The 16217-nt window shown below is 43.4% G+C and carries 14 protein-coding genes; all 14 read right to left on the reverse strand.

All coding sequences use genetic code 11. The features are described from left to right. Window positions 1–40 precede the first annotated feature (40 nt). The 14 genes from ACQVGS_RS13115 to pnp all read right to left on the reverse strand — a co-directional run bounded on the left by ACQVGS_RS13115 (window position 41) and on the right by pnp (window position 16167). The gene (locus ACQVGS_RS13115) at window positions 41–766 is read right to left on the reverse strand and encodes a GntR family transcriptional regulator (protein WP_059292764.1); all 726 of its coding nucleotides are present in this window, start codon (window positions 764–766) and stop codon (window positions 41–43) included. 133 nt (window positions 767–899) lie between these two features. Beyond that, window positions 900–3269, reverse strand: a complete 2370-nt coding sequence (locus tag ACQVGS_RS13120) for an FtsK/SpoIIIE family DNA translocase (RefSeq protein WP_400152205.1) — start codon at window positions 3267–3269, stop codon at window positions 900–902. 129 nt (window positions 3270–3398) lie between these two features. Further along, the gene (locus ACQVGS_RS13125) at window positions 3399–3611 is read right to left on the reverse strand and encodes a YlzJ-like family protein (protein ID WP_024121444.1); all 213 of its coding nucleotides are present in this window, start codon (window positions 3609–3611) and stop codon (window positions 3399–3401) included. Then, window positions 3608–4345, reverse strand: coding sequence for a translocation-enhancing protein TepA (tepA, locus tag ACQVGS_RS13130; protein WP_024121443.1), 738 nt, complete (start codon window positions 4343–4345; stop codon window positions 3608–3610). The genes ACQVGS_RS13125 and tepA overlap by 4 nt, the downstream gene beginning before the upstream one ends. 115 nt (window positions 4346–4460) lie before the next feature. Next, window positions 4461–6128 carry a ribonuclease J2 gene (rnjB, locus tag ACQVGS_RS13135; protein WP_101861229.1) on the reverse strand — a complete coding sequence of 556 codons (1668 nt, stop codon included), beginning with the start codon at window positions 6126–6128 and terminating at the stop codon, window positions 4461–4463. Between the two features lie 177 nt (window positions 6129–6305). Beyond that, entirely contained in the window at window positions 6306–7178 is an 873-nt protein-coding gene (gene dapA, locus ACQVGS_RS13140) for a 4-hydroxy-tetrahydrodipicolinate synthase (protein WP_024121442.1), read from the reverse strand. 30 nt (window positions 7179–7208) lie between these two features. Then, complete coding sequence (gene dapG / locus ACQVGS_RS13145; protein WP_024121441.1) at window positions 7209–8423, reverse strand: aspartate kinase; 1215 nt, start codon at window positions 8421–8423, stop codon at window positions 7209–7211. 91 nt (window positions 8424–8514) lie between these two features. Next, window positions 8515–9555 carry an aspartate-semialdehyde dehydrogenase gene (gene asd, locus ACQVGS_RS13150; RefSeq protein WP_024121440.1) on the reverse strand — a complete coding sequence of 347 codons (1041 nt, stop codon included), beginning with the start codon at window positions 9553–9555 and terminating at the stop codon, window positions 8515–8517. Between the two features lie 125 nt (window positions 9556–9680). Continuing rightward, a complete protein-coding gene (dpaB, locus tag ACQVGS_RS13155; protein WP_400152210.1) occupies window positions 9681–10283 on the reverse strand; it encodes a dipicolinate synthase subunit B in 603 nt (200 codons plus the stop codon). A gap of 2 nt (window positions 10284–10285) precedes the next feature. Beyond that, window positions 10286–11179, reverse strand: coding sequence for a dipicolinic acid synthetase subunit A (gene dpaA, locus ACQVGS_RS13160; RefSeq protein WP_024121438.1), 894 nt, complete (start codon window positions 11177–11179; stop codon window positions 10286–10288). Window positions 11180–11370: 191 nt separating this feature from the next. Then, window positions 11371–11628 carry a YlmC/YmxH family sporulation protein gene (locus tag ACQVGS_RS13165; protein ID WP_024121437.1) on the reverse strand — a complete coding sequence of 86 codons (258 nt, stop codon included), beginning with the start codon at window positions 11626–11628 and terminating at the stop codon, window positions 11371–11373. Window positions 11629–11706: 78 nt separating this feature from the next. Then, on the reverse strand, window positions 11707–12936 hold the full coding sequence (locus ACQVGS_RS13170; RefSeq protein ID WP_024121436.1) for a M16 family metallopeptidase: 1230 nt from the start codon (window positions 12934–12936) through the stop codon (window positions 11707–11709). Window positions 12937–12974: 38 nt separating this feature from the next. Then, entirely contained in the window at window positions 12975–13934 is a 960-nt protein-coding gene (locus ACQVGS_RS13175) for a polysaccharide deacetylase family protein (protein WP_024121435.1), read from the reverse strand. A 115-nt stretch (window positions 13935–14049) separates the two neighbouring features. Continuing rightward, complete coding sequence (gene pnp, locus ACQVGS_RS13180) at window positions 14050–16167, reverse strand: polyribonucleotide nucleotidyltransferase (protein WP_095713847.1); 2118 nt, start codon at window positions 16165–16167, stop codon at window positions 14050–14052. Between the last annotated feature and the right edge of the window lie 50 nt (window positions 16168–16217).

Genomic DNA, 16217 nt, shown 5'->3' on the forward strand with positions numbered 1-16217 from the left:
CCAGGCAAATAAAAAAACAGACACATCACAGGCGTCTGTTTTAGAAACGTTTACGCAAAACATGGAATCTGAATTTGTCGGCTCTGAAATAATTTAATGAATAAAGCACCGGTTTATCATGCTGATCGTAATGCGTTTGTTTTAACAGCAAAAGAGCTGTTTCCGGATCGCATTCCAGCACTGGAGAAATCGTATCATGATAGCCGATCGGCTCAATATCAGTTACAGCGTAGCTGATCACAGAGCCTGAATTTTTCTCAAGCAGGTCAAACATAGACTCTTGCTGGTGAGAAAAAGAATCCGGCAATATATCCATCGGAATTTTGTCAATACAATACACAATCGGCTGCCCGTTTGCCGTTCTGACACGTTCAAGATAAAAAACTTCCTGGCCTGATGTCAGATGAAATCTCTTGATATCATCATCAGACGGCATAAGCACTTGAGATGAAAGAAAAATCGTTCCTGGAATCATATTAGCCTGTTCAATCATCTTGGTTACACTGTTCAGCTGTTCAATGCCCGAAAGAAATAACGGCTTAGAATGGACAAAAGTTCCTACACCATGCCTTCTGATAATCACATGCTCTTCTTCCAATATCCGCAGTGCTTCACGCAAAGTCGCCCGGCTGACACCAAGCTTTTTGGAAAGCTCAAATTCAGAAGGGAGCTTTTCTTTCTCAGTGTAGATTCCATTTTTAATATCCTCTTTTATTCGTTCAATCACTTTTAAATACAAGTGCCGATTATCAGCTTTTGTAGACATGTTTCCCCTCCGTAAACCACTTTCGATAAAAATTATTGAACAATTGGGACAACTATATCATGTTTTGTCGAAAAAATAAATAAAAAGGTGTACAGTTTACATAATGTTATTATTGTTACTGAACTCCCTTCATTTAAGAAGAGAGCTCATCATGTTTTTCTTTTGATATTAAGACTTCCCTTGGTTTGCTGCCTTCATACGGGCCAACTACGCCGCGTTCTTCCATTGCATCAATCAGGCGTGCCGCTCTCGTATACCCGATTCTGAACCTTCTTTGCAGCATCGATACGGATGCAGTCTGCATGCCGACGATTAATTCGACGGCTTCATCATAAAGGTCATCGGTAACCTCAGTATGGGTTTCCGTTGTTTCCTCAGGAATCATTTCTTCCTGATATTGAGCTTTTTGCTGCGTAATGACATGATCCACGACCTGCTCCACTTCTTCGTCTGACAAAAATGCTCCTTGTACACGGACAGGTTTATTAGCCCCGACAGGTAAAAACAGCATATCTCCTCGTCCTAAAAGCTTCTCAGCGCCCCCCATATCCAGAATGGTCCTTGAGTCCGTCTGTGAAGAGACACTGAATGCGATTCGTGACGGAATATTTGCCTTGATGACCCCTGTAATGACGTCAACTGACGGACGCTGTGTCGCAATAATAAGATGGATGCCGGCAGCCCGTGCCATTTGGGACAATCTCGTAATCGAGTCTTCTACATCAGATGAAGCTACCATCATGAGATCAGCTAGCTCGTCCACAATGACCACGATATACGGCAGCTCTGGCTGTTTTGCCTCTCCCTCATTATTGGAGCGTTTTATATAATCATTGTACCCTTCAATATTTCTTGTTCCTGTATGAGAAAACAATTCGTACCGACGTTCCATTTCATTGACAACCTTTTTCAAAGCTTGTGATGCTTTTTTCGGATCAGTTACCACCGGCGCAAGCAAATGCGGAATCCCATTGTACACATTCAGTTCAACCATTTTTGGGTCAATCATCATCATTTTCACTTCATGCGGTTTAGCGCGCATCAGAATACTTGTAATAATGCCGTTGACACAGACACTTTTTCCGCTCCCGGTCGCGCCTGCGACAAGCAAATGAGGCATTTTGTTTAATTCAGCAAGCACAGCTTCACCCGAAATATTACGGCCAAGTCCGATTAACAGTTTTGCATCAGGTCTGTCATTAAGTTTTGACTCAAGCACTTCCTTCAGCGATACCATAGCCACTTCCGCGTTTGGAACTTCTATTCCGATGGCAGATTTCCCTGGAATAGGCGCCTCAATCCTGATGTCTTTTGCAGCTAACGCAAGCGCTAAATCGTCACTTAGGTTGACTATTTTGCTTACCTTCACTCCGACATCCGGATACACTTCATATTTCGTGACAGCCGGCCCAAGATGAACCTGTGTCACTTTCGCCTTTACGCCGAAGCTTTGGAACGTGCGTTCCAGCTTTCTGGCATTTTCATAAATATTTTTTTTATCAGCCTGCTGGCCGGTATGCTTCGGATCAGCTAATAAATCTAATGACGGCATCTGATAATCTTTATTTTCAAGTTCTGTAAAGGTCATTGGCGGAGCAGCAGCCGTTTCATTATGCTCAGCCTCGGACTGATTTTCCTGAAGCGGTTCTGTCGCCGGCTCAATTCGTTTTACCGCAGCTGCCGGAGGCTCTTCCGTTTCATTCCGGTCTGAAAAGCTTGAGATAATCGGCTCTGAATGAATGAGAGGCGATACCATTTCCTGCTCCTCTTCTTCAGCAGCGGGCTCTGGCTCCATTTGCTGTTTTTTGCGCGCCGGCTTTTGTTTTTTACTGGTATTGGCTTTCGCTTTTTTCGATGATTTCATATTTGTTTTGACTGATTTCATATCATCAATAAAAGCAAACCATTGTTCTTTGATGAAACGGCCGATCGGGCTCATCCACTTTTTCAGCGTTTCTTGAAGAGAACGCCCCGTGACCAGAATCATTCCGATCAAAATCATTACAATTGCCATAATTTGTGAACCAATTGATGCAAACAAAAAGTGTGAAGCCGCAAACAGAAGCGCCCCTATCATTCCCCCGCCTAAATCAGGTGAAGCAGAGCTCCCATTCATGTCCATTAAAAATAATTCCCATGTATTGCGGATCACGCTGGCAGACTCAATAGATCCTCTGTTCGTCAAATTTTTAAACAGCTGCACATGAGAAAGCAGCAATATGCTTGCAATGATGCAGTACAGCCCCGCCTTTCGTCTCGTTAAAAGACTCGGCGTTTTTTTCTTCCAAAATAGTGAAACCCCTAAAACGAATAAGCCTAACAAGCATAAAATAAACCACTCACCAGCGAAAAAACGGAACAAGTAGATAAAGGTTTGTCCCACTACACCAAGCTGTAAAATGGCGATAATTGAGATAGCAATGCACAGCAATCCGTTTAATTCAAATTTTATGTTGAGCTGTTTTGCCTGTTTTTTTCTCGATTTTCTTTTTTTCTTTGCCACACTCATCACCTTACTGCGTTAAAAAATGTAAGTTCATACATAATGAAGAAAGCAGCCGTTTACTGGCTGCGTTTTTCTGTAGGATTCCCCTATTATAGCATATTTTGCCCTTAAAAAAGGGCCGGAATCTTATACGTTTAATTTTAGCTTTTGTCCCGGAGAAATATCCGGATGCAGAAAGTGCATAGGATTAGTACTCATGACTTGAATAACCTCTGCTTCATTGCCTTTCATCTCGACAAGAAGCGGAACACCTCTATACTCAATTTGCTCATGTGCACTTGGCTGTTGGTTCTGTTCCGCGAAAACAATTTCCTGCGGCATCGTGGTATACAAAATCATTGAATCATCCGTCCTTCTTCTTCTCTCGCTTCCTCGATCAGCTCATTTAATTTATGAATCGCTTGTCCGACTCCGCCGACGTGATCAATCAGTCCATACTCGACGGCATCCTTGCCGACGACATTTGTTCCAATATCGCGTGTTAAGTTTCCTTTTGAAAACATCAGCTCTTTAAACTTATCTTCATCTACATTTGAATGGCTTGTTACAAATTTAACGACTCTTTCTTGCATCTTATCCAAGTACTCAAAGGTTTGAGGCACGCCGATCACCAGTCCCGTCAGACGAACGGGATGAATCGTCATGGTAGCTGTTTCAGCGATATAGCTGTAATCACAAGATACCGCAATTGGTACACCGATGGAATGTCCTCCGCCAAGTACGATGGAGACGGTTGGTTTTGACAAAGATGCGAGCATTTCAGCAATTGCAAGACCCGCTTCCACATCTCCGCCGACTGTATTTAATATAATAAGCAAACCTTCAATTTTTGGATTCTGCTCAATGGCAACGATTTGCGGGATTACATGTTCATATTTTGTTGTTTTGTTTTGCGGAGGCAGCTGAACATGGCCTTCTATTTGTCCGATAATGGTCAGACAATGGATATTTGTATCTTGCGGCAGCTGCGGAAGTGTCGTTTCCCCTAGCTGCTGTATTTTATTCATAATGCTGTCTTTCGCATCATTTTTTTCGGGACGTTCTTCTTCTGTATTTTCCATACGATGATCCATTTCGCTTTCACCCTTTCCGAGTTTCTCTTTGTATTATGAACAAAGATCTTCAATTCAATCCCGGCTTAACAGGCAAAAAAATAAAGACCGGAACAGGTCCGGTCTTACGTTTACATTAGACTTCCATAATAATTGGGATGATCATCGGTTTACGTTTTGTTTTTTCATATAGGAATTGGTTCAAAGCATCTCGCATTGCCTGTTTAAGTGTTGACCATTCAACGTTTGATGTTTCAGTTGCTTCTGTCACGATAGAACGTACAAGCTCAGTAGCCTGTACGATAAGGCCTTCAGACTCTCTTACATAAACAAAACCGCGTGTGATAATCTCAGGACCTGATACAAGATGTTTCTTTTGTTTATCAAGTGTAATGACAACAATCAGTATGCCGTCTTGTGAAAGTAAGCGGCGGTCTCTCAGCACAATATTTCCGATGTCGCCTACACCTAAACCGTCGATTAAAATATTGCCGTATGGCACTTTATCACCGATCTTTACGTTTTGGCCGCGAAACTCGACAACGTCTCCTTTTTCAATTAAGAAGATATCACTGCGCTTCATGCCGATATCTTCAGCGATTTTCGAATGAGCCTTTTGCATTCTGTATTCGCCGTTTACAGGAATTAAATATTTTGGTTTAAGCAGATTGATCATCAGCTTTAACTCTTCCTGTGAGCCGTGTCCAGATACATGCACACGCTTTTGGGCAAAAATGACTTGCGCGCCGGCTCTGGCAAGCAAATCTACTGTTTTAGAATAAATGAGTTCCTGCCCAGGGATCGGAGTGGATGCAATGACAACTGTATCCCCTTCTTCGATATTCAGCTGCTTGTGAGCTTTGTTTGCCATTCTTGTCAGAGCTGCCAATGGTTCACCATGGCTGCCGGCAGTTACAATCGCTACTTCGCGCTTCGGATATTTTTTGACGTCCTGAATTGAAATAAACAGTTCATCATCTGCTTCAATATATCCAAGCTTTCTTGCAAGCTGAAGGATCGATTGAAGGTTTTTTCCGGCAATGGCAATCTTTCTGCCATTTTGAGCCGCTGCATGAATGACTTGCTGAATTCGGTTAATATTGGATGCGAAAACGGCAATGATTACCCGGTTCTCTGAATTGTACAGCGCGTCCGAAATCTCTCCGCTGACAGCAGCCTCCGAAGGGGTGTAACCCGGACGTTCTGCATTAGCACTGTCAGAAAGCAGAGCAAGTACGCCGCTGTTGCCGATTTTGGCAATCTCGCCAATGTCGCACGATTGATTAAGTGCGGGTGTTTGGTCAAATTTGAAGTCTCCCGTGCATACAATAGATCCAAGTGATGTTTTTAAACTGACGCCTACTGAATCAGGGATACTGTGGATCGTATTAAAGAACGATACCTTTGTTGATTCAAATGTAATGACAGATTTTGAGTGAATTTCTCTTAAATCAGCTTTTCGGTTATGTCCGTATTGTTTTAATTTTTCTCTTAATAGTGCAAGCGTTAGCTTTGTTCCGTATACAGGAACAGAAAGCTTGTTTAATAAGTAAAAAACGCCGCCGATATTCTCATCATGCCCATGTGTTAAAAAGATAGCCTTAACGCGGTCAGATCGTTCAATCAAATATGATATGTCAGGAATCACCACATCAATACCGAGCATTTCGTTTTCTGGATGCATAAGGCCGGCATCAACGACAAATATGTCTGAATCAATTTCGATGACATAAAGGTTCTTCCCAATTTCTCCGACACCGCCAAGGGCGATAATTCTAACGTTTTCTGTATTTTTCTTTTTCAAAATCTATATCCTCCTAGTCTCATACCCGTCCATCATCACTTGTTCCTATTATAACTGAAAGTAAATTTAGAAAACAAGATAAAGCAGAAGGTTTAGGGAAAACCAATATGTATAAGAAACGGTCAAACTCAGGTGGAATGAGAATGACCGCGTTTGTTTCACTGTATGAAATTTTTCTTACAGTTCGCTGATCGCGCTGCTTAAGCTCAGACGTTCATCTTCGTTTAATGGGATGAGAGGAAGACGCACTGAACCGACATCAAGGCCTTTCAGCTGAAGAGCTGTTTTCACAGGAGCCGGGTTAGGCGCTTTAAACAGTTCCTTCATAATCGGCAGCAGTTTCTGGTGAATCAGTGCCGCGTTAGCTGTTTGCCCATTTGTATAATTTTTGATCATTTGCTGCATATCAGAGCCTACTATATGGCTTGCGACTGAAACGACACCTCTTCCTCCTACTGACAGAACAGGAAGCGTCAAGGCGTCATCCCCAGAATAAACGGAGAAATCTTCAGGCGTTTCCGCAACAATTTTTGTAATCGCTTCGAGATCTCCGCTCGCTTCTTTGATCGCAACAACATTCGGAATATCTGCCGCCAACCGGATTGTCGTCTCAGGAGCAAGAGAAGCAACGGTGCGGCCCGGCACATTGTACAGCATAACCGGAAGAGATGTTTCAGAAGCAACAGCTTTAAAATGCTGATACATTCCTTCTTGTGAAGGTTTATTATAATACGGCGTAACAAGCATCACCGCATCTACGCCTGCTTCCTCAGCTTTTTTGGTCAGCTTAATGGAATCTTTCGTATTGTTGCTGCCAGTACCCGCAATGACAGGCACCCGGCCGTTCACTTCTTTGACCGTATATTCAAATAGCGCTATTTTTTCTTCTGTTGAAAGGGTTGGTGATTCTCCTGTTGTTCCCGCTACTACTAAAGAATCTGTTCCGTTTTTCAACAAGTAATCAATCAGTGTAGACAATTTTTGAAAGTCTACATTCCCTTTATTGTCAAAAGGTGTAATCATAGCTGTAGACACATTTCCGAAATTCATTTTTTTCACCTCATCATGATTCAATCACATTTACTTAGAAAGTTCAAACACTTCATGCAAAGCGTTTACAGCAGGAACCATGTCCTCTTCATGGACAAGCACCCAGATGGTCGTGTGGCTGTCCGCCGACTGCAGAATAGGAATCTCTTTCTCTGATAGAGCTGTCACAATTTTAGACGTTACACCCGGGACGCCCATGATACCGGCACCGACCGCCGAAACTTTTGCACAGTTTTTCGTCACCATCGGGTCATAACCCATATCCATTAAGATGCGCTGAGCTGTTTCCGTCTTGTTCCCAGCCACCGTATAAACGATTTCACTAGGTGTAATGTTAAAGAAATCAACGCTGATTCCTGCACTCGCCATCGCTTTAAAAACTTCAGTCTGAACGTTATACTGACCGATTTTTGAAGGCACTTTGAACTGTGTGACATCTTTGACATGGGCAATTCCGGTAATCAGCCGTTCAAAAACATCACTGCCGACATTGGAAGAATGATGTGATGTCACCAATGTGCCTTTATCTTTGGAATATGTTGAGCGGACGCGAATCGGAACCTTAGCCTGCATCGCAATCTCCACAGCTCGCGGATGAATCACTTTCGCTCCCTGGTACGCGAGGTTGCAGATTTCTGTATATGTTACCACAGGAAGCGGTTTCGCGTTTTCCACTACTCTCGGATCAGCAGTCATCACACCTTCAACATCTGTGAAAATATCGATGTATTCAGCGTCAATTGCCGCCCCAAGTGCAGCTGCAGACGTATCGCTGCCCCCTCTTCCGATCGTTGTTGTATCGCCCTTTTCAGTAGCGCCTTGGAATCCTGCGACGACTACTGCGTCATGATTCGCAAGCACACTGAATAAACGCTCCGGTTTCATTTCAAGGATTTTCGCATTTGTATGCTGATCATTCGTTAAGAACCCAGCCTGAGCCCCTGTCAGCGCAGATGCTTTTACACCGTTATCCAGCAGCATGCTCGTAAAGACGACAGAAGAAATCGTCTCTCCGCATGATAAAAGCAGATCCTGCTCTCTCGGGGAAATCGCAGACTGATCGCCGTAAAGCAGTCCCAACAGAGAGTCTGTTGCGTACGGATCACCCTTCCGGCCCATCGCGGAAACGACAACGACAACCTTATATCCTTCACTGATTGCTTCTTTAATGTGCTCTAAAGCCAGTTTACGGCCTTTGTCATCTTTTACAGATGTCCCGCCAAACTTCTGAACAATTATCTTCACTGTTTTCACTCCAAATTATTCGGACGTAACAGAAGAGAGCAGGCTATTTGCGCCTTACTCTCTTCTATTCGTCTTTGGGAAATTCTTTCTTTTATACGAGGTTTAGTTTTTTCAGGCTTTCTGCAATTTGAACAGAGTTCCATGCCGCGCCTTTTAATAGGTTATCAGAAACTACCCATAAATGAAAACCGTTTGCTCTGTCCAAGTCTTTGCGGATGCGGCCTACAAACACATCGTTTTTGCCGACTGCATCGGCAGGCATCGGATAAAGCTGCTGGCTCGGGTCGTCCTGAAGTGTAATGCCAGGAGCTTCTTTTAATAGATTTTTAATATCTTCCACAGTAGCGTCATCTCGGTCTACCTCGATGTAAACGGACTCTGAATGGCCGGTTTCAATCGGAAGTCTCACACATGTAGCCGCTACTTGAAGCTCAGGCATGTGCATGATTTTTTTTGTTTCATTTATCATTTTCATTTCCTCAAACGTATAGCCGTTATCTTGGAATTTATCAATTTGCGGAATCGCATTGAAAGCGATTTGATAGTGTTTTTTATCCCCTTTTACAGGCATAATCTCTGGTTTGATTTCTTCGTTGTTCAAAATCGCCTCTGTTTGGCTGTACAGCTCTTTTACAGCTTCATTTCCCGCTCCTGATACCGCTTGGTAAGTTGATACGATAACTTTGTTTAAGCCGTAAGCTTTGCGGATAGGTTCCAGCGCAGCCACCATTTGAATTGTAGAGCAGTTAGGGTTGGCAATAATGCCGTTGTGTTCGTGCAAGTCTGCCTCGTTAACTTCAGGCACAACAAGCGGTGTATTTTCGTCCATACGGAACGCACTTGTATTATCTATAACAATAGCGCCGCGTTTTACAGCTTCGGGTGCCAATGCCTGTGATACGCTTCCGCCGGCGCTGAACAAAGCAATATTTACCCCTTCAAAGCTTTCAGGAGAAGCTTCCTGTACAGTCAGCTCTTGGCCTTTAAATGTGACTTGGGTACCCGCAGAGCGTTTTGAAGATAGCAATGTAAGTGTGTCCATTTCAAAATTTCTGTCTTCAAGTGTTTTAAGCATTTGTTGTCCTACAGCTCCTGTCGCTCCGACAACAGCTACGTGTAAACCTCTTCCCATCTGTAAAACTCCTTCCGCCAATCAGCTTCATTGAATTGATTTGACTATAATTTTACGTTTTATTTTACCATAGAATATGCGGGTGATGACCGAATTTTTTTGTTTGGGAAAGATTTTCTGTATATTTAGTCATTTCCCAGATAATTATCAACGAGAATTGGTTGAAGCTGCTGATGCATCAGCGCCTTTTCAACGGTTTGAGGAAGCAGATCCATTTTGGCAACCATTGAATTCGGTTTTTTGAAGGGATCGTCTTGCCCAAATGGAATAAAGAAGATATTTTTGGTAGACATGAGCCTCATTAGGTTTGTGCCGTTTAAACCGAGAGCGTCATTTGTTGATATACCGAGAACAACCGGCCGATTGTTTCTGATTGTTGCTTTTGCAGCCATCAGTACAGGGCTGTCTGTCATGGCGTTGGCGAGCTTGCTCATCGAGTTTCCGGTTAAAGGAGCAATTACCATGCAGTCCAGCGGAAGCTTTGGCCCGAGGGGTTCAGCCTTTACAATTGAATCAATTGCCTCATATCCGGTAAGGTCTTCAATCTTTTTAACCCATTCCGCTCCCTCTCCAAAGCGTGTATCAGTCGATTTTACAGTAAATGTGACAACCGGCCGGACTTCCGCTCCTTCATTGACTAGCGTCTCAATTTGCGGAAACACCGCTTCATATGTGCAATGCGAGCCGGTCAGTCCAAATCCGATTCTTTTCCCTTTTAGTGACGACATTCTTATTTCCCCTCCTCAGCATGTAGTTCAGCCAAAAGCTTGCTCAAGACATTGGCGAGGATCTGCCCTGCTGTTTTAGGAGCGACAATCCCCGGCAAACCAGGGGCAAGGAGTGCCTTAATCCCTTGTTTTTCAGCATATTTAAAATCGGTTCCGCCGGGACGTGAAGCCAGATCCAATATTAAGGTTTTCGGTGTCATGCGAGAAAGCACAGTTTGATTCAAAATCATGCTCGGTATGGTATTAATACAAATATCTATATCTTTGACATGCTCTTTGAGTTCATCAGTGTGAAACGGGACGAGCCCCATTTCGGTGATGCGTGCCAGATGCGCTGAACTTCTTGCCCCGACCTTTACATTCGCCCCAAGCGCGGCAAATGTACGGGCGATCGTCATTCCGGTGCGTCCCAGCCCGAGAACCGCCACCTGAGATCCGTGTATCGTATAATCTGTGTGCTGAATGGCCAGCATGATGGTTCCTTCTACTGTCGGAATAGAATTGTATATCGCAATGTCATCCCGCTCAAACAGCTTAACAAGTTTTCTGTTTGCTTGAGCTGCAATGTTTTCTAAATAGGCGTTAGAAATCCCTGAGAAAATGACACAGTGTGCAGGCGTTTGGTCAAGGTGCTCCTGTTTTAAAACAACTTCTTCATTTGAAAATACGGTTGATACGACACCTTCTCCTGTTGTCGCAGACACAGGAAGAATGATACTGTCTATTTGCTGATAAGGAATTTCATCAATGTTGCATTTTACAGCTCCGGTAAAACCGTGATCCAATTGGTCAAAACCGACGAGATAGATGTCAGTCTGCTGTTCAGTGAGTTTTCTAATAATTTCGAGCTGTCTTGCGTCACCGCCGATAACTGCAATTTTCAATCCGGTTAACATGTTAAACGTTCACCTTCTTTGTATATACTGGATCCCTAGCTGTTAAGCTCCCCTTCATCTTATGATCAAAAGGAAATAGCGGTGAATTAAAACATACGCTTTTTTCACACAAAAAAACATCGGCTGACTCAGCCGATGTTTGGATGTTTTCATGAAAGCCCATAACCTGCAGAGTTGGGCCTTTTCTATAGTTACTCTTGGTGAGGAGAAATTTCCTCAGGGACATCTAAAATGATCATATCTGATCCGATCTTTTGAATATGATCCCAGGGGACACGAATGTCTTGACCGTGTTTTCTCAAACCAAACCATTTGACTGTCGGAATGAGGAGCGCTGTGATCTGACCATCCTGTTCATTGATTTCTAAATCGGTCTGACCCAGTACTCCCAGCCGTTCAGCTCTTTTGATGTCGACAATTTCCTTCCCGGATAATTCACTGAGCCGCATCTCTGTCACCCCCTTGTACTATGTATGATCAAAAGGATAAAAAAATGCCTGCCCCGTTTCAGGGCAGGCATTTCGGATTTATGACGGCATATTGCCGGAAGGGCTGATAAGAGCCAGAGAATAGTCATTCGTAAACATTTGTCTGGCAAGACCGTTGACACGTTCTAAGTTTACAGCGTTTAATTCATTAATAATTTCGTCTAATGTTTTGTGTTTTCCGAGCAGCAGTTCATTTTTACCGTTTCGGCTCATTTTGCTGTTCGTGCTTTCTAAGCTCAGCATCAAGCTTCCCTTCATTTGCTCCTTGCTGTTTTCCAGCTCTTTAGGCGTTATGCCGTCGCGCTTTAATGTTGCAAGGGTTTCTTGAATGGTTTCTGACAGCTGCTGAAGCTGATTTGCACCTGTTCCGCCATAAATGGTGAGCATGCCGCTGTCCTCATATGAGCTGTGATAGCTGTAAACAGAATAAGCGAGCCCTTTATCTTCACGAACATCTTGGAACAGGCGGCTGCTCATGCTGCCTCCGAGCACATTATTAAGGACGATCAAATCATAAATTTTTTCATGACCGACTTCCAGCCCTTTAAATCCCAGACATAAATGGGCTTGTTCTGTTTCTTTTTTTCTTGTGAGTTTTTCTGTATGGAATCCGGGCTTCTGTAGACCTGTCGCTTTTCCTTTTGCCTCATATGATCCGAACCATTTTTCTACATCTTTTATAAAGCTTTCTGAAATATTACCCGCTACAGAAATAACGACACGGTCCGGCGTATAATAATCATGCATGTATTGTCTGAGAGAGTCGCCGTTAAAGGAATCAAGCGTTTCTTCTGTGCCTAGAATCGGATAGCCTAAAGAATGATTCCCGTACGTGGCTTTGCTCAGTAAATCATGGACAATATCATCGGGCGCGTCTTCATACATTTTTATTTCTTCGTAAACCACATTTTTTTCTTTTTTCAGCTCGTTTTCATCAAAAGTTGAATGAAAGAACATATCTGCTAATACGTCAAGTGCGTAATTCGCATGCTCATCAAGCACCTTTGCATAATAGCAGGTATATTCCTTTGAGGTAAACGCATTGACCTGACCGCCAATACGATCAAAAGATTCTGCTATCTCACGTGCAGATCTTGTGCTCGTCCCTTTGAAGAACATATGCTCCAAAAAGTGGGAAATCCCATTTATCTCCGGCGTTTCGTGCCGCGAGCCTGTACCAATCCAAACGCCGATCGCGACAGAACGGACTGTCGGGTTATTTTCAAGCACAACTCTTACACCATTTTGACACGTATATCGTTTAATCAAATTTGTTCCTCCTATTCAAAGACTAGCTGCCTGCCCTGTTACTTCAACAGTCTTGTTTCATCCATTAGTTCAGTGACTGTTCCAAGCGCATATCCTTTATCTTTTATCTTTGTAATCAGCGCTTCAAGACTTTCCGCCGTGGGATCGGTCGGATGCATTAAAATCATGGCACCATTATGTATCTTGCTTAACACCCGGGTTTGAAGTGCAGACGGAGCCGGTTTTTGCCAGTCGATTGTATCAACCGTCCACATCACCGTTCCCATATGTTTCTCAGCTGCAATGTCAACAACCGCTTTCCTGAAACTCCCGCTTGGCGGAGCGAACCATTTCGGCTTGACGCCGAGCGTTTTTTCTATTTGCTCATTCGTCTTGTCGAGCTGTTCGGAAATTCTTCCTGTAGTCAGTTTGCTCATATCCGGATGATTGTATGAATGATTTCCGATTTCATGTCCTTTTTCCGCAATCTTTTTAGCCAGCTGTTCATTGTTTTTCACCCAATTGCCTTCCAGAAAAAACGTAGCCTTCACGTTATGCTTTTGAAGGACAGGGAGCATTCTTTCCAAATATTCGTTTCCCCATGCCACATTAATTAAAAAAGCCACCATCGGTTTTTCCGGATTCCCTTTGTAAATAGGCTCTGGCTGAAGAGACTCAAGATGAACGCTTGGTTTTACTTGACTGTACACTAAATCGTTTTCCCGAAACTCACCGTGCTTTTTCATTTTTTTATATGATTTTTCAATATTGACCTTTAAACCATTGTAACCGGGAATGCTTTTCCACACCTTGTCTATTCTTGCATTCTGAGGCTTTACTTCATAATCTGGCGCCTTTTGAAGCAATTCTTCATATAGCGGGTCTTTGGACGCCGAGACGGTCACCGTATCTTGTTTCATTGCCCCTATATAATCAAGTGTGTGCGGATTTTTCATCATCTCGAAAGAAACAAAAAAAAGAAATAGAAAAACGGCAAACGGTACAAATTTTTTGTACATGTTCTGTCCCCCCTCACCTCACATTATGAAGGAGAAGGACAAGGTAGAACCCGCTTGCTTTTTAAAGCGTCAAAATAAAGAAGCCGGGTCTCCCAGGCTCCTTTTATGTTTTCATTTAAGATTTTTGTTCTTCTTTTTCTTTCTCTTCACGGAGCACAGCTTTACGAGACAAGTTGACCCGTCCTTGCTTATCGATTTCAGTAACCTTCACAAGAATCTCGTCTCCGATTTTGACAACATCTTCAACTTTTCCTACGCGCTCAAGCGCAAGCTCTGAAATGTGCACCAAACCGTCTTTTCCGCTGAAAATTTCAACGAAAGCGCCGAACTTTTCAATTCGTTTCACTTTACCTAAGTAAAGCTGGCCGACTTCAACCTCTCTGACGAGGTCTTCGATGATTTTCTTCGCTTTTTGGTTGCTGCTTTCAACTGTCGACGAAATAAAGATTGTGCCATCCTGCTCGATATCAATTTTAACACCGGTCTCTTCGATGATTTTATTGATTTGTTTTCCGCTAGGTCCGATGACATCGCGGATTTTATCAGGATTAATAGCCATTGTTAAAATCTTAGGCGCATATTGAGAAAGCTCTTTTCTTGATTCGCTTAATGTAGCAAGCATACTGTTGAGGATTTCCATTCTTCCTTTTTTCGCCTGCTGAAGCGCTTCTTCAAGAATCTCTCTGGAGAGGCCTTCAATTTTAATGTCCATTTGCAGCGCCGTTACGCCCTTTGCAGTTCCGGCAACTTTAAAGTCCATGTCTCCAAGCGCATCTTCCATACCTTGAATATCAGTCAGAACAGTATAATGTTCGCCTGATTTGACAAGTCCCATTGCAATACCTGCGACTGGTGCTTTAATCGGTACACCGGCATCCATCATCGCAAGTGTGCTTGCACAGATACTTGCCTGAGAAGTAGAACCGTTTGATTCAAGCACTTCAGATACAAGACGGACAGTATAAGGGAAATCTTTTTCAGATGGAATAACAGGCTCAAGCGCACGCTCACCAAGAGCTCCATGTCCGATTTCACGGCGTCCCGGTCCGCGCATCGGTCCAGTTTCCCCGACGCTGAATTGCGGGAAGTTGTAATGATGCATAAACCGTTTCGATTCTTCGACACCTAAACCATCAAGGATTTGCACATCTCCGAGAGCACCTAACGTACAAACGCTGAGAGCCTGGGTCTGTCCTCTTGTGAACAATCCGGAACCGTGTGTTCTCGGCAAGAGGCCAACCTCAGAAGAAAGCGGGCGGATTTGATCGACTCCGCGGCCGTCAGGTCTTACTTTCTCTTCAGTAATAAGGCGGCGCACTTCATTTTTGACAAGCTTGGACAAAATCTGTTTGACTTGTTTGATTGTTTCCTCGTCATGCTCATCATCCTCGAATTTTGCCACAACTGTGTTTTTTACTTCATTAATGGCATCTTCGCGGGCATGCTTTTCATGAACCTGGATTGCTTTCAGCAGATCTTGCTCTGCTAAAGCCTTTACTTTTTCACTCAGCTCTTCATCAATTTCATAAAGCTTAATTTCTGATTTTTCTTTGCCGACAGCTGCAACAATTTCTTCTTGGAATGCAATCAGGCGTTTAATCTCATCATGGCCGAACATAATCGCTTCTAGCATCGTTTCCTCAGGAACTTCGTCTGCCCCTGCTTCCACCATGTTAATTGCATCTTTAGTTCCGGCAACGACAAGATTGATATCACTTTTCTCAAGCTGATCAACCGTCGGGTTAATAACAAATTGATTATCAATGCGTCCGACAGTTACCCCTGCAATCGGTCCTTCAAACGGGATGTCTGATACAGAAAGTGCAAGCGATGAACCGAACATAGCAGCCATTTCTGAAGAGCAGTCTTGATCAACACTCATGACGATGCTGATGACTTGAACTTCATTACGGAATCCATCGGCGAATAAAGGCCGGATCGGACGGTCGATTAAACGGCTCGCCAAAACAGCTTTTTCACTTGGACGTCCTTCTCTTTTAATAAACCCGCCAGGTATTTTACCTACCGCATACAATCTTTCCTCGTAGTTTACAGTAAGCGGGAAGAAATCAAGCGGTTTCGGTTCTTTTGAAGCGGTTGCTGTACTGAGTACTGCTGTATCGCCGTAGCGAACCATAACAGCACCATTTGCCTGTTTGGCAAGCTGGCCGGTTTCAACAGTAAGCGTTCTTCCGGCCCAATCTATGGTAAAGACATGTTTTTCTTGTCCCATACGATTACGAACTCCTCTCTTCGTTGTGTGAAATAATCAATTACTCCTAT

This window comes from Bacillus sp. SD127 (assembly GCF_058566445.1).